10 protein-coding genes are annotated in these 14105 nt (G+C 62.8%); 7 read left to right on the forward strand and 3 right to left on the reverse strand.

Annotated features, from left to right (window positions below; translation table 11 throughout):
* The 7 genes from BLQ58_RS29605 to BLQ58_RS26160 all read left to right on the forward strand — a co-directional run.
* Window positions 1–844, forward strand: an 844-nt coding sequence (locus BLQ58_RS29605) for an OsmC family protein (protein WP_254776169.1), incomplete at its 5' end; no start/stop codon positions are given.
* 393 nt (window positions 845–1237) lie between these two features.
* Window positions 1238–2059: a hypothetical protein gene (locus BLQ58_RS26135; RefSeq protein WP_029051721.1), complete on the forward strand. Its 822-nt coding sequence runs from the start codon at window positions 1238–1240 to the stop codon at window positions 2057–2059.
* Between the two features lie 350 nt (window positions 2060–2409).
* Window positions 2410–3054 (forward strand): response regulator transcription factor, encoded by a 645-nt coding sequence (locus tag BLQ58_RS26140; protein WP_092603249.1) that lies wholly within the window; start codon window positions 2410–2412, stop codon window positions 3052–3054.
* Window positions 3051–3482, forward strand: a complete 432-nt coding sequence (locus tag BLQ58_RS26145) for an Hpt domain-containing protein (RefSeq protein WP_092603251.1) — start codon at window positions 3051–3053, stop codon at window positions 3480–3482. Before BLQ58_RS26140 ends, BLQ58_RS26145 begins: the two co-directional genes overlap by 4 nt.
* 114 nt (window positions 3483–3596) lie before the next feature.
* Window positions 3597–4574: a DedA family protein/thiosulfate sulfurtransferase GlpE gene (locus tag BLQ58_RS26150; RefSeq protein WP_092603253.1), complete on the forward strand. Its 978-nt coding sequence runs from the start codon at window positions 3597–3599 to the stop codon at window positions 4572–4574.
* Window positions 4575–4666: 92 nt separating this feature from the next.
* The gene (locus BLQ58_RS29250) at window positions 4667–7351 is read left to right on the forward strand and encodes a patatin-like phospholipase domain-containing protein (protein WP_175460013.1); all 2685 of its coding nucleotides are present in this window, start codon (window positions 4667–4669) and stop codon (window positions 7349–7351) included.
* A gap of 115 nt (window positions 7352–7466) precedes the next feature.
* Window positions 7467–8477, forward strand: a complete 1011-nt coding sequence (locus BLQ58_RS26160; protein ID WP_092603255.1) for an LLM class flavin-dependent oxidoreductase — start codon at window positions 7467–7469, stop codon at window positions 8475–8477.
* 562 nt (window positions 8478–9039) lie between these two features.
* On the opposite strand, the gene BLQ58_RS28970 is transcribed toward BLQ58_RS26160, so the two are convergent.
* From BLQ58_RS28970 to BLQ58_RS26170, 3 genes are all read right to left on the reverse strand, one after another.
* The gene (locus BLQ58_RS28970; RefSeq protein ID WP_139186178.1) at window positions 9040–9531 is read right to left on the reverse strand and encodes a hypothetical protein; all 492 of its coding nucleotides are present in this window, start codon (window positions 9529–9531) and stop codon (window positions 9040–9042) included.
* The gene (locus BLQ58_RS26165; RefSeq protein WP_092603257.1) at window positions 9531–12029 is read right to left on the reverse strand and encodes a glycoside hydrolase family 19 protein; all 2499 of its coding nucleotides are present in this window, start codon (window positions 12027–12029) and stop codon (window positions 9531–9533) included. The genes BLQ58_RS28970 and BLQ58_RS26165 overlap by 1 nt, the downstream gene beginning before the upstream one ends.
* A 331-nt stretch (window positions 12030–12360) precedes the next feature.
* Complete coding sequence (locus BLQ58_RS26170; RefSeq protein ID WP_092603259.1) at window positions 12361–13923, reverse strand: methyl-accepting chemotaxis protein; 1563 nt, start codon at window positions 13921–13923, stop codon at window positions 12361–12363.
* Between the last annotated feature and the right edge of the window lie 182 nt (window positions 13924–14105).

Genomic DNA, 14105 nt, shown 5'->3' on the forward strand with positions numbered 1-14105 from the left:
CCGTGGCGTTCGCCATCAAGCGCCCACACTTATCGGTTGTTTGTTTGTTAAAGAACCCCAGCAACCGGCTTTGCCGTTCGCTGTCGCTGCGTCTTTCGTTGCAGCGGAGAAACGAGATTATGCAGAGCATTCAACGTTTCGTCAACAGTTTTCGCAGAACTTTTTTCTGCCGGCCAGCGCTGCAAACCTCGCAACCCCAACCCCTCTGCCAACCCCGCAACCCTTGTCACTGCTGCGTTTGCAGCGCGCTTTGTGTTGCGAGGGGGCGAATATTAGATGGGATTGGCCGGGTACGCAAGCCCCTTGTCATAAATCCGTTAAAAAACCCTTGAAGATACTATTGAGCCACTTACAACGCAGTTGCGGCGGTGCATGTATAGAATCAGAGTCGCCGGGCTGCCAGCCCGTCGTTTTCATGAGAACACAGGAACCAGGAACACTACCGATGACAATCCAAGCCAAATGGCTGGCCGATTCCGGCTCAAGCGTGTGCGAACTCGGCAACGGTACGGCGCAGTGGCAGGCTGACCTTGATGCGCCAATGGGCAACCCGGCGATTCCAAACCCACACGACCTGCTGGACTCGGCACTGGCTGCCTGCACCACCCTGACGCTTCAGATCTACGCCAAGCGCAAGGGTTACGATCTTCAGGAGATTCATGTCAGCGTGGCCCACGAGGAAACGCCTGGCTCATACAAGCTGATCCGTCATATTGCACTGCGTGGCGAACTGGCGCCGAACGTGCGTGAAGACCTGCTTCGCGTGGCGAACAAATGCCCGGTACACAAGGCGCTCAGCGCGCAGATCACGATCGACACCACGCTGGCGTCTGAATTCCAATAGGAAGAATTGACCGCACAAATGATAATGGTTATCATTTGTACCCTCGGGTTTTGACACGACCTGAGTCAGCAAATGGGTTACCGGACACGTTCGTGTCCGGCCTTTTTTCCCCGCTTCCCCTTGCCCACGCGAGCGGCTCGCATCCCGCTCGTCATCTTTCTGCCCTGCAACTCGCGCACCGTTCTCCTGCAGCGCGATACAAAACCGTCCCAATTCGCATCCCGCAAACGTGGGGCACGTTTTCAGACTTTGTTCGATGGCCCACGAAGGCCGCGTCGCAATGCGACGTATTGCGCACTAATTCGCTTTCTTGGCACTTCATCGGGGCTTAACATGGACCCAAAAAAGAACATCGGTTGCTCAAATCAGGGAAGCATCGGGAGCGGGGACATCTTGGCGAATTACCTAGAAGAGTATTGCGCGCGAATCCGTCGTGGCGGCATTCGCGCTATCGCAGAAAAGCCAGTCGTTGTGGATCAGGACGGGACATATGTCATGAAGTACGTTCCGTTCGAGCATCGAAACGAGAATGCCAGACTGATACTGGTCAGTGCAACGCCGGGCCATGCGCACGTGCAGCTGGCTGCCACGGTGACCGACGAGCTGCTGCGCGCGCACACGCCCGGCCGCGTCATTCAGCGCGAGCACAAACGGCGGGTGGAACTGGGCGGGCGCATGGTTCGGCCCAACCTGATCCGGATGCTCGACCACTTCCGGATTCCAGAACTGATCGGCCAGCCCCACGCCGCCGCCCTCTGGAATGATGGATTTGAAGCGATCCAGCCATTGGCCGTATTGCCGTACGCCACCACCCGGCGAGGCCTGGTGTTCGATGGCACGCTGGACGACCTGCTCGATGCCCCCATGCTGCGGGTGGTGTTCGACAACCTGTTCCTCGGGGCGCTGGGGCAATGCCGCCCCGATGCCATGTATGTCGCCCTGGGCCGTATGGCATGGGCCGCCTTGCAGTATGCGGCCGGCCAGGGGTTGCTCGCGCGCGACCAGTTGCTGGGCATGATGCCCGTGCCGGCACGGGCGGGCAGCATGGTGCGCTACTTTCTGCGCGAAATCAGCGAGAACGACCTTTCGCCCAACGATCCGGTGCGGCATCGGATCGATTGGCTCGATGCCGCTCACGCCGAGATCGAAGACGGGGTTCGCCGCCTGCGCGCACGCGCGGCGCCAGCCATCCGGCCCGACCGGCTGATCGCATGACGGGCAGCGCGCGGCCTGCGCCGGCCCCCTGCGTTTGTGCGTCATGCCCCACCTCGGTGGGGATCAGCGGACCTGCGAAGTGTCGATAACTCTCCTTGAGGAATCTGACCTCCTCGCATTCCCGATTTGCGGCCCCCGTAAGCACGGCGGGCCGCTATTTTTTTGGCCGGCGCAATGCCGTGCCACGCCAGGACGACTGACGTAACGCGGACTTTCTGCAACTTTCAGACGAGTTGCGGAAATTTCCCACAGCAATTGCGGAAGCGTCGCATTTTCGGCAGCGGGAGCCCTCCTTATACTGGGTCGCCATGTGAAACAGTGGCCCATCCCGTTGGCCATGCGAGCAAGGCATGACAACCATCCTGATTGTCGACGACCACCCGGCGTTGCGACTCGCCCTGCGGGCCCAGCTGTCGCAACTGCCGGACATCAAGCGCATCACCGAGGCCGACAACGGCCAGACCGCCGTCGATCTTGTCAGGCAATATGGAGCCGACCTCGTCATCCTGGATCTGGACATTCCACGCATGAGCGGACTCGACGCCGTACCGCGCATGCGCGCAGCGCACCCCGGGGTGCGCGTGCTGGTGCTGACCGCGCAGGATGCCGTGCCGTTCGCTGCCCGTGCGATGCAGGCGGGGGCGCAAGGCTTTGTCAGCAAGACCCAGGATCTGGAAGCCATCGTGCGCTGCGTACAAAGCGTACTTGGCGGATTTACGGTGTTTCCGTCGGGCACGCCCCGCGACATGCCTCGCGACCCACAGCGCGACGGCCAGTCTCCCAACGACACCGAAGGGCTGGGAAAGCTCACCGACAAAGAGATGGAAATCCTGCGGATGCTCACGCGCGGCATGACGAACAAGGCCATCGGCAAGGCCCTGTTCATCAGCAACAAGACCGTGAGCAGCTACAAGACACGCATCATGAACAAACTCGGCGCCGAATCCCTGGTCGATCTGGTCGACTTTGCGCGCCGCTGCCGGCTGGTTCCATGAACGCTGGCAGGGCATGCACCCATCTCACCGCCGAAGAACGAGACGCCATCGGCATCGCGGTGCGGGGTGCGGCATGCCACGACACCACGGTACAAGCCATGCTGGTGGCCCGCCTGCTGGACGGCAATGCCACCGACGCGAGCGCCTTGCGCAAGGCCGTGGCCCTGCGGGACTGGGCCGCCGTGCAGCGCAGCCTGCACCGCATCAAGGGCAGCGCGGCCCTGGCGCGCTGCAACACGCTGGTGGCGGCTGGCAAGTCACTGGAATCGGCGGCCGGCCAAGGCAATGCCGCGGTGGTCAACACACTGTTTCCGCGATACACCGCTATCCTGAAGGAATTCAATGACACACTGCTGGCATTGCGTCCGGCGCACGGCGGCGCTGGCGAGCACGGCCCGGACGCCTCCCATTCAACGAATTTGAAGTAGTGCAGCGGTTCCGTCGCGTGCAAGCCGTGCCGTGCGCTGGCACACTACACACCGATCCGGCGGTGCCCCCTTTCTTCAACGCCGCCGGCAATGACCAAACGCGGGAGACATGTCGTGGGTGATCTGCAGGCCTTGCTCGATGGCCATGGATTGAGTCTGGTATTCCTTAACGTGCTGGCCGAGCAGGCGGGTCTGCCGGTGCCGGCCTATCCGATGCTGTTCGTGGCCGGCGCACTGTCGATGCAGGAAACCGGCCCGTCGATCGGTGCGGTACTGTTCGCGGTCATCGCCGCCTGCCTGATCGCGGACACCGCCTGGTACTTCGCCGGCAAGCGGCTGGGCCAGCCCATGTTGCGCACGATTTGCCGGGTGTCCCTGTCGCCCGATACCTGCATCCGCCAGACCCAGTCGCTGTACCTGCGGGTCGGTCCGCGGTCGCTGGTATTTGCCAAGCTGCTGCCAGGTGCGGGTGCGCTTTCCACGGCCATGGCGGGCATGACGGCCACGCCCTTCCTGACTTTCCTGTTCTACGACGCGCTCGGCGCACTGGTCTGGGCCGGCGGGGCGCTGCTGGCCGGCGTGGTTTTCAGCGACTTCGTCGATACGATCCTGGCGGCGTTCAGCGCCTATGGCCACATCGCTGTCCTGGTTGCGCTGGGCGGATTCGCGCTGTTTATCGTCTGGCGCTTCTGGCAACGCTGGCGCCTGCTGCGCCGCACGGGGCGCATCCCCCGCATGACCGTGATGGAAATGGAACAACGCCGTGGCGCGGCCGATCGCCCGATGGTGGTGGTCGATGTCCGGGCGCATGGCGCGACGCCGATCGAGCGTATTCCCGGCGCCGTGGTCCTGGAAATGCGTGGACCGTTCAGCGCGCTGGCCGATCACGACAAAGGCACCGACATCGTCGTCTACTGCGCCTGCCCGCATGAAATGTCGGCGGCCGTGCTCGCGGAGCGGCTACGTTCGGCTGGCTACCCGAACACCTGGGCGCTGGCCGGCGGCTTCGATGAATGGAAGCGTCTGCAAGGCGCGCTGAGTCCACTGTCGGCCACCACGCCGGACGCGCCGACCCAGGCAGCCGCGCACTAGCGGCCACGCCCGGCCCCGTCCGATCGCCACTTTTTCGTTCTGCCGCCGCTCCTATACTGGCCCCAGACGGTCTGTGCGCGAAAGGGGCGGGCATGCCGGAAGTTAACCAGGGCTGGGACGATTCCGGGTGGGACGATGAAGCCGCCCGTGTGGCGCATCGTCGTCGCGCGCTGCACCTGCCCGTCGCGCCGGCCGCGCGCACGCGCGTGGCCCTGGCGTTGTCTGGCGGCGGCCAGCGGGGCGCCGCCTTCTGTCTGGGCGTCATGCAGGCGCTGGCCGAGTCCCCCTGCCCCCCGTCGTCCCCCTCCACTAACAGCGAAATTCCCCCGGCGACGCCGCCGGGCCAATCGTTGCTGGCCCGTGTCGACTACCTGTCGACCGTTGGCAGCGGCAGTTTCATCGGCGCATTCTTTGCCAGCCTGTTCGTACCTGGCCGACTGGTGCCCGGGAGTACCCCCCGGCAAGCCGCCGAATCCGCCTATGGCACCTTGCAAAGCGGTGCCTACGCCCCGGCCGGGCGCCGCGCCATGGCGTGGTTGCGCGAAAGTGGCCGCGCGCTGACATGGGCCGACGCCGGCGACGGTCTGTTGGCGGCCATCGTCGTGGTGCGCAACTGGTTGGCGATGCAATGCATCCTCGGCAGCATCCTGCTGGCGGTACTTGCCCTGCTGGCGCTTGGGCTGCATCTGATGATCGGCGCTTGGCCCGGCGTCGGCCGCGACGAGATGACGCTGCTCTACGCCGCGCGCCGGGCCTTCAACGAAAACCTTCCAGCCGTCTGGTGGAGCGAATACCTGTGGCTGCCGATCGCATCGGCGCTGTTGCTGGCCGTACCGCCGGCCATGGCCTGCGGGCTCCTGTCCCCGCGCACGGACGATGCCGGCCAGCCAGCCCATGCCTTGACGCGGCCCGTGCTGCTGACCGGCATCGCAAGCGCGCTCGTGCTGATGGAGACCTTCAAGACGGCCATCCTGATCTGGCTGGTTGTGGCCGCGGGACTGGTCGTCCTGCTGCCGGCGCCGCGCACCGTCGGCATGTACCGGGCCCGTGCCGCGCGTGCGTTGCGCGCCGCCGCCACGCTGACAGCCGCGCTGGCGGCGCTGGGTGTGGCCGACACCATCGCGCGCAGCTGGTATCTGTATGGATCGATGGCGGCGCACCCTTGGATCGGAGCCGGCCCGGCCCTGGCGGCAGTTGCGCTGGCCTGGGTGGTCCATTACGGCGCCATACGCCGCGACCCCGTCCCGCGCGCTTCAGCCGCGACAACGTGGACATGGCGCCGGCTTCCCGCGCCGTCTCTTGCCGCACTGCTGACAGGCGCCGCCGCGGCCACGCTGGCGCTTCTGCTCGTCGCGCTGTGGTCGTGGATCGTGCTCTGGGTGCGCTGGGACGGCGGGGAACCCGTCGATTGGCTGGTGTACGGCAAGGCATGGACCACGTCGTCCCTGGTCGGGCTCGCGTTGATCGCCCTGGCCATTGCCATCGGCGTGGGGCGCGGCGTTGGCCTGGTGAACCTTTCGACGCTGCAGCCGCTTCATGCCGCGCGGCTCACGCGTGCTTATCTGGGTGCATCCAACGGGCAGCGCCATGCCGCCATCGATGCGGCGAGCCGGACCGCCCCGGCGCCCGACGACGCGCTGGCACTCGACGCCTATTACGATCCGCGCACGTTGGCGCCGCTCCATCTGATCAATGTGACGCTGAACGAGTCGATCGACCTGGCCGGGCAGCGGATTCCGCACGGCCTGCGGGATCGGCCGCTTTGCGTCGGACCGGGCTCCCCCCTGGCATCGCTGCCTGCCTTGGGACCCGCCCCGGCCGGCCACCATGTTCGGATCACTGTCGATGGCAAGCCGTGCCACGGCGCGCTCGGGCAGCCAGACGGCATGCCAGGCGGCGCGCAGCTACGCACCGTCGGCGACTGGATTGCGCTTTCCGGCGGGGCCGTGCCCATTGGGCCGGGCAATGCCGCAACGCCGGGCGCTTCGCTGCTGGTCGGGCTGGCCAATCTGCGTCCCGGGATATGGTGGCAGGGTCGCATGACGGCCCATGGCGCCAGTGATCCACCCCATCCCGGCCGGTTCGGCAGGCTGTTCCGCACCCAATATCATCTGGCCTGCGAACTGCTTGGGCGCTTCCACGGCATGCGTGGCGGCTGGCAGTATCTGTCGGACGGCGGCCACTTCGACAACACGGCGGTCTACGAGCTGCTGCGGCCCGAGCGGCTGGTGGGACTCATCGTCCTGTGCGATGGCGGCGGCGGTATGGGCGGCGGTATGGGCGGCGGTGGGGGCGGCGGTATGGGCGGCGATATGGCTGGCGGCGGTGGTGGGGGCGGTGGTGGGGGCAACCGCTTCGCCGACTTGTCCAACCTGATCGCACGTGCGCGCGGAGATCTTGGCTTGAGGATCGAGGTAGACACCGCTGCCGCCTGCGACCCCGTGCTGGGCACGGCTTTCTGCGCGCCAGACGACCTTTCCGGCAACGCCCCGGCCGACGCCGGCGACAAGTTCGCAATCCTTCTGAATGTCTACGAGGCGGGACAGGCCGGCCCACCCCGGGCACGCATCATCGTCATCAGGCCGTGCCTGGCCGCCTCGACGCCCGACGCGGTACGCCAATACGACGCGCGGCATCCGACATCCCCGCCCGGAAACCAAACGGAAGCATTTCTAGGAGAAATGCGATGGGAAAACCATCGCGCGCTGGGGCGGGCGCTTGGCCTGCGCATCGCCACGGGGCCAATCGGCGCACGACTGTTCGCGCGGGTTCCATGAGGCCCCACGGTCAGCATGGCCTCTTGCGTGGCGCCAGCACGATCGTTCAGGTGTGACTACCATAGCCCGTCCCTGAATTCACAAGTCGTGCGGCATACGCCGCGCGTGGCAAGCCATGATCCCCTATTCCCTGCTCGATCTCTCGCCGATCGCGGAAGGCAGCACCGCAGCCCAGGCCATGCACAACACGCTGGACCTGGCCCGGCACGCGGAACGCCTGGGCTTTCGCCGCTTCTGGCTCGCGGAGCACCACAACATGCCGGGCATCGCCAGCGCAGCCACCGCCGTGCTGATCGGCTACGTGGCGCAGGGCACGTCGACCATTCGTGTCGGCTCGGGCGGCATCATGCTGCCGAACCATTCGCCACTGGTGGTGGCCGAGCAGTTCGGCACGCTGGCGTCGCTCTATCCGGGCCGTATCGACCTGGGCCTGGGCCGCGCGCCGGGATCGGATCAGGCTACGGCGCGCGCCCTGCGTCGCCACCTCAATCACGACACCGCCGACAGCTTTCCGCAGGATGTGGAGGAGTTGCAGGCGTACTTCGAAGAGGCGCGTCCGGGCCAACGGGTACGCGCAGTGCCCGGCGCCGGCCTGAAGGTGCCGCTGTGGCTGCTGGGCTCCAGCCTGTTCAGCGCCCAACTCTCGGCCGCGATGGGCCTGCCGTTCGCGTTCGCGTCGCACTTCGCACCGGGCTTCATGCGCCAGGCCGTTGACCTGTACCGCCGCACGTTCCGGCCATCCGAACAACTCGACCGGCCGCACGTGATGCTGGGGCTGAACGTGTTCGCCGCCGACACCGACGACGAGGCGCGCCGCCTGTTCAGCTCGCTCCAGCAGCAGTTCCTGTCGCTGGTGCGCGGCACGCCCGGCCAGCTCAAGCCGCCCGTGGACGACATCAGCCGCCTGTGGGACGCCAGCGAAGCCGATCACATCCGCCGCTCGCTGGCCTGTTCCGTGGTAGGCGACCCGTCAACGGTACGCGACGGTATCCAGCGCTTTGTCGACGACCTGCGCCCGGACGAACTGATGCTGACCGGCCAGATCTATGACCACCCGGCACGCCTGCACTCCTTCGAGATCGCAGCGGACGCGATGCAGGCCGTGCAGAGGACGGCGGTGATTTGAGGGCTGTGGGCCCTGAACTAATTCGATTCCGTCGACAGGGTCCACCGTCTCGATGCCACGAAAAGCGCGCGGGCTAATAGAAACATAATCACCCGCTTGACACACGTGGTTCCCAACAAGACGCCGACCTTTCACTACGTAGACTCCGCTTGGGTGACCCTGATACAGCACGTAATCATAAGCTCCCGAGCGAAATTTCACATGAGTGAAACTGACGTTTCCTGCGGCGATGTCACTGATTGAAAATATATTCTTCGGCGGCAAAGGAAGTTCAGGATATTGAAGTTCAATCGCTTCCGGCATTCCAAATCTGTATTGAACATATCCATTACCAGGGGATATATTTCCGGACGCACATAGCGAGACGATTTTTTTACCGGCCTTCTTATCTAATTGACAGCTGAAGTACACCTCCTCGTAAGAACGGCATAATGTCGACTCCTTCGCTTCCACAGGAACAGGCACAGAAGTTCCTACTGAAAGGAGAACCAGCCGACACATTAATTTTCTTGAGGCCATACTAAACAACATCTTCCTTCCCGAGTTACTTCGAAGAACCACATCATTTACCGGAAATATCGGAATACTTCTCGCGAGTCATTTCGACATAGGCACTACCACGTATAGAACCTACGTTAGTGCATATATGATCGGCAATTTTCACGCGACCTCGAAACACGACAATGCCAGCGGAAAAATCATAACCACCATCCGTCTTGACCGTTTTATCGTAGAGATAGTATGTGTATCGCGCCCTTGAAAATCTAATATGCGCCTCGCCGCCACCAGCATAAGACGTGCTACTGAAATAAAAAATCTTTCGCTGACGCACGTCGGCATCGGAGATCTCCAGATCGATACGCGACTTATCCCCGAATCGATACGTCACGACATCTTCACTTTTTGACTTGCATAAAGAAGCAGTTTTCGAGTGGAGTTTGCAGTTGAAGAATATTGTCTCGTGATCTACACAAAGACTTTCGGCGTGCACCTGCGGAAAATGATGCCCACCCAATACCATCATAACGATGAAGAAGCGACTAACGTTACTCATTATTGATCCGCCGGCAGTCCAAGCAAGGGAGCCACTCGGTTGTATCGATTACGCCTGTCACCATAACCGTTCTGGCCCCCATTGACGACCTGCGTCACACGCCGAACGCTTCCAACTTCAGCAATAGAGTTCAGGTTGCTTTTTACCCAAAACACGAATCCCGACTCAATGCCATACCCCAAATTCGCAGACAACAAGCCTGGATTCTCGACGAAGTTTTGACTGTCCTCCGGGAAACGACGATTATGTTCGTCCTGGAATGATTGATATCCGCTCTTCCCGGTAACCTGAATAATTCCTCGACCTCGGTACTTGTATCCATCACCGGTTGACTCATCCCCATTACCCATCCGATCCGCATAAACGTAGCTACCGAGATTAATTGCATTATGTGCATATTGGAGCTCCTGGCTCCACAGCTTTTCCCGCAACCTGCCATTTACGCAGTCATCGGCGACTTTATCGTACTGTTTCGGTCCGCCTCTACAACCAAAGGTCTTCCGCATGAGACGAGCGCCGTAATTTAGCGCCTCCTCGCGAATGCGAAAGCCACTTTCGTGCGCCGCTTGCGACAAGAAATGCGCAATCCTTTTCGGTGTGTTCACGTTGTAGATTTCGGCATACTTGTTCAAGTGCGGTAAAATATCGTCGTTATATTCATCGGAATTTCCTGGCTCGGCTGCCACGAGCATATCTAACGTGATTAGCTGCCTCTGGCGGATGAAATTCCCCACCAGCGCGACAGGATGAATATGAAACACCTCCGGCCCCGGCAGGTCGGACGGAGCAGCTTTCACGTCATCCCACCAGACGAGGTCTTCGATTCGTTTTTGCTCGGCCTCGTGTTGTCGCGCTTCTCCAAGGGCCGTGACGAGCCGCTTCCATTTGGCGGGATTAGCCCATTCGCTTTCGTGCTTGATGATGAGCCGCGACATCGTCAGAGCACGCCACGGGTCGTTAGCCACGCAACATAATTCATCGGCTGCGCGCCTGTCGTCGTGCGCGGGGTAGATTGCGCGATAGATTGCAGTCATCAGCGGGCTCAGTTTGGAGAGTGCCGCAGACTCCGGCACGTCCGCCCCCGTTACATAGTCGACGTATGACTGGGTAGCCGAAAACAACGTATGCGTCGGGTCATGCGCGTGTTCCAATGTGTCAAAGTCGATCCACGATTGTGGGAATTCACGGGTCACGCGACCACCGGCGAAGTTTTGCTCTCGCACCCAACCGCTGATGGGGTTGCGTAGCATGTTTGCACCGCCCACTTTCCACCAGTTCAGCTTGAGGTTGTCGGTTCCCGGTGCTAACTCCGCATAGCGGTTCTCCGAATTCCGAGACAGTTCCGAGAATTTTTCAACGACAATGACATCGGTGCGGGGTGCGTCCTTTCCCTCGTGCAATGCTGCCTTGTACAGCTTGGTTCCTTTTCCCACACGCAGGATCGTTGGTTCCGCCGGCAGCCCAAGCGCCTTCCATTCCTTGGGGTAAGTAGACTTCTCCGCAATCCACTCTCGTCCTTTCGCAAGGAACGACTTGATGTCATCCCCGCAAAACACCTCGACATGCGTCATCCGGCTGGAGGTTTTCTGATTCAGAGAATCGTAGCGCCCAAGGTAACCAATCAGCTCGCCTGCCTTGATCTTGACGGGTGGTGTCGGAACGACCACCTTGTCGAGGTGATCCTCCGGCATGACTTCCTCGACGACATGGCCGCCGTGTTCCTTGCCCAGGAAGGCCCATCCCCCAATGGCGGCAGTCGGCGTCGCAAACGCGCCCGCCTTGGGCGGATACGGCCGCGCCGCGTGGATATTCTTGATCTTGCCCCAATTGCCGGTGCGCTCGCTGATGCTGAACTGGGTGCCCTGCGGCAGGATGCAAAGCGGTCTGCCATAAGGGCGGGTCGCGCGCACGCGTAGTCCTTGCTGCTCTGCGGGGGCCGGCTGTCCGTGGCTGCCTCTGGAAGGCTTGTCCCGAGCAAACGGCGTGACCTTGAACTCGGGCGACCAGTACGCCGGCCGCGGTAGCCTGGTATCGTCCTCATACCCCCTAAGGTCCTGCAAGTGCATGTACAGGCTGAAGAACGTCAGCGTGGTGCCGCGCGGAAACTCCATCGCGTGGCGGACGAGGGCAAAGCCGGTGCTATAGGGGGCATTGACCGCCGGGTTGTCGTCACCTGCGGGCAATTCGCTGACCGGATAAGCCTTGTTCAGACGCCAGGCCACAACCTCGCCATCGGCTATGCACCGTACGCCATGCCTGATGTCCAGGAATTGGCCCGCCCCTGCTTCCGAAATATGGATACCGCCATGCCACATGCCGCTGCGGCTGACCGAATAGCCACCGGATGGCTCGTTTTTCAGCAGCCTGTGGAATTCATGTTCGTCGATAATCTCGACCGCAGAGGCATTGTTCCCATGCCCCTTCTTGCGCATCGGAAAAGTGAAGCGCAACGGCTTCAACGGTGGCAGGCGCGGCGTAGTCGGCTTGCTGTTCGACATTGTCCGCCTTAATTGGAGATTCCAGAATTCATATCGCCCTCGATGTCGAGAGCCGACGACTTCGTCCGAATACTGTCGCCGGCGGAATACCTAGCGGCGCACAGTAAGCGATCTGTCCGGGCGTGGTAAACCTTCACTGCACGAATTCAGATTCGTTCACGATCTAGCGCAATTGCCATGCAGATTAAAGCTATGCCTATGTGGCGCCGTCAGGGCCAGGGGGCGAGTAGATCGAGGGCAAGCCGTCTGATCGGCACCCTCAAACAAAAAACCGCGGCCGAAGCCGCGGTTTTTTTCATCGGGCCGAGGGCGGCGATGCCGCCGCGTTGCTTCAGGCCCGTGCCAGGCGGAACGTTGAGACTGCGCGCATCATCGAGTCGGCCTGTTCGGCCAGAGACTGGGCAGCGGCGGCGGCTTCTTCCACCAGCGCGGCGTTCTGCTGGGTCACCGAGTCCATCTGCGTGACGGCTTGGCCGACCTGTTCGATGCCGGTGCTCTGTTCGGCCGATGCGGCGCTGATCTCGCCCATGATGTCGGTCACGCGACGGACGGCGCCAACCACTTCCTGCATGGTCTCGCCGGCCTTGGTCACCAGCGTGGAGCCGTTGTCGACCTGCGCCACCGAATTGTCGATCAGCGTCTTGATTTCCTTGGCCGCGTTCGCGCTGCGCTGGGCCAGGCTGCGCACCTCACCGGCCACCACGGCAAAGCCGCGGCCCTGTTCGCCCGCGCGGGCGGCTTCCACGGCGGCGTTCAGCGCCAGGATGTTGGTCTGGAAGGCAATGCCTTCGATCACGCCGATGATGTCGACGATCTGGCGCGATGCCTGGTTGATCTCGCCCATCGTGGCCACTACCTCGCTGACCACTTCGCCGCCACGGTTGGCGATCTCCGAAGCGTTCACAGCCAGCGCGCTGGCCTGGCGCGCATTGTCGGCGTTCTGGCGCACGATGCCCGTCAGTTCCTCCATGCTCGACGCGGTCTGTTCCAGCGCCGAGGCCTGTTCCTCGGTGCGCTGCGACAGGTCGTGGTTGCCGGCCGAGATCTGGTTGGTCGCGGTGGCGATCGAACCGGCCGCGCCGCGGATATCGCCCAGCGTGGCCGACAGGCGGTGCTGCATCTGCTGCATCGCGGCCAGCACGCTGTGGTGGTCGCCGGCACGCACCTGCACCGGCACGGTCAGGTCGCCGCCGGCGATGCGCGCCACGGCTTCCACGGCATAGGCCGGCTCGCCGCCCAGGCTGCGCTTGACGGTACGCATGATCATACCCATCACGGCGGCGATCAGCGCGCCGATCAACAGCGTGCTCAGCAGCGCGTTGATCAGGTTGGCGCGGAAGGCGTCCTCGATGTCGATCAGGAACACGCCGGTGCAGACGAACCAGTCCCAGTCGGCCACGTAGCGGCCATAGGTCAGCTTGCGCTGCGGGTTCTCGGTGCCGGGCAGGCGGCCGCGATAGGTGGAAAAGCCGGCGTCCTCGCCGGTGGTGCGGCGCGCGCCCTCGATGATGGCGCGGTACACGTACACGCCGTCCGGGTCCTTGAACTCGCCAACCTGGTTACCCTCGGTCTGCGGCAGGCCCGGATTCAGGATCACCTGCGGCCTGGAGTCGACAATGAACAGATAGCCGTTCTGGCCGAAGCGCATGGCGCGCAGCGCGTCCTTGGCGGCCTTCTGGGCGTCTTCCTTCGACATCGTGCCCTTGGCGGCACGCTCGGCATACAGCTTGACGATGCCCTCGCCCGTCGCCACCAGCGACTGCAGGCCGTCGCGGCGCTCGGCCATCATCACGGACTTGGTGTGGAAGGCGTTCCAGGCGCCGAGCGCAAGCAGCAGCACCCACATGACGGCGAGCGCCGCCCAAAGTTTGGCATTGAGGGTAAGTCGGTTCATGATGCGACAGGCTGAGGTATATGGGAGAACTTCGCGGGACAGGCTTCGGGAGGTCTTCGTTCGCCTCAGAGATAACGGCAATTGCGGCGCGGCTTTTTAGCACCAGACTGGCGCATGGCGTAAGCTGCACGCGAGATCCGTGATCGGACGTTGCCGGGCCAACCTTTCGAGCTGCCATGACC

It is taken from the genome of Ralstonia sp. 25mfcol4.1, from assembly GCF_900104095.1.
In the GTDB taxonomy this organism is placed as follows: Bacteria; Pseudomonadota; Gammaproteobacteria; order Burkholderiales; family Burkholderiaceae; genus Cupriavidus.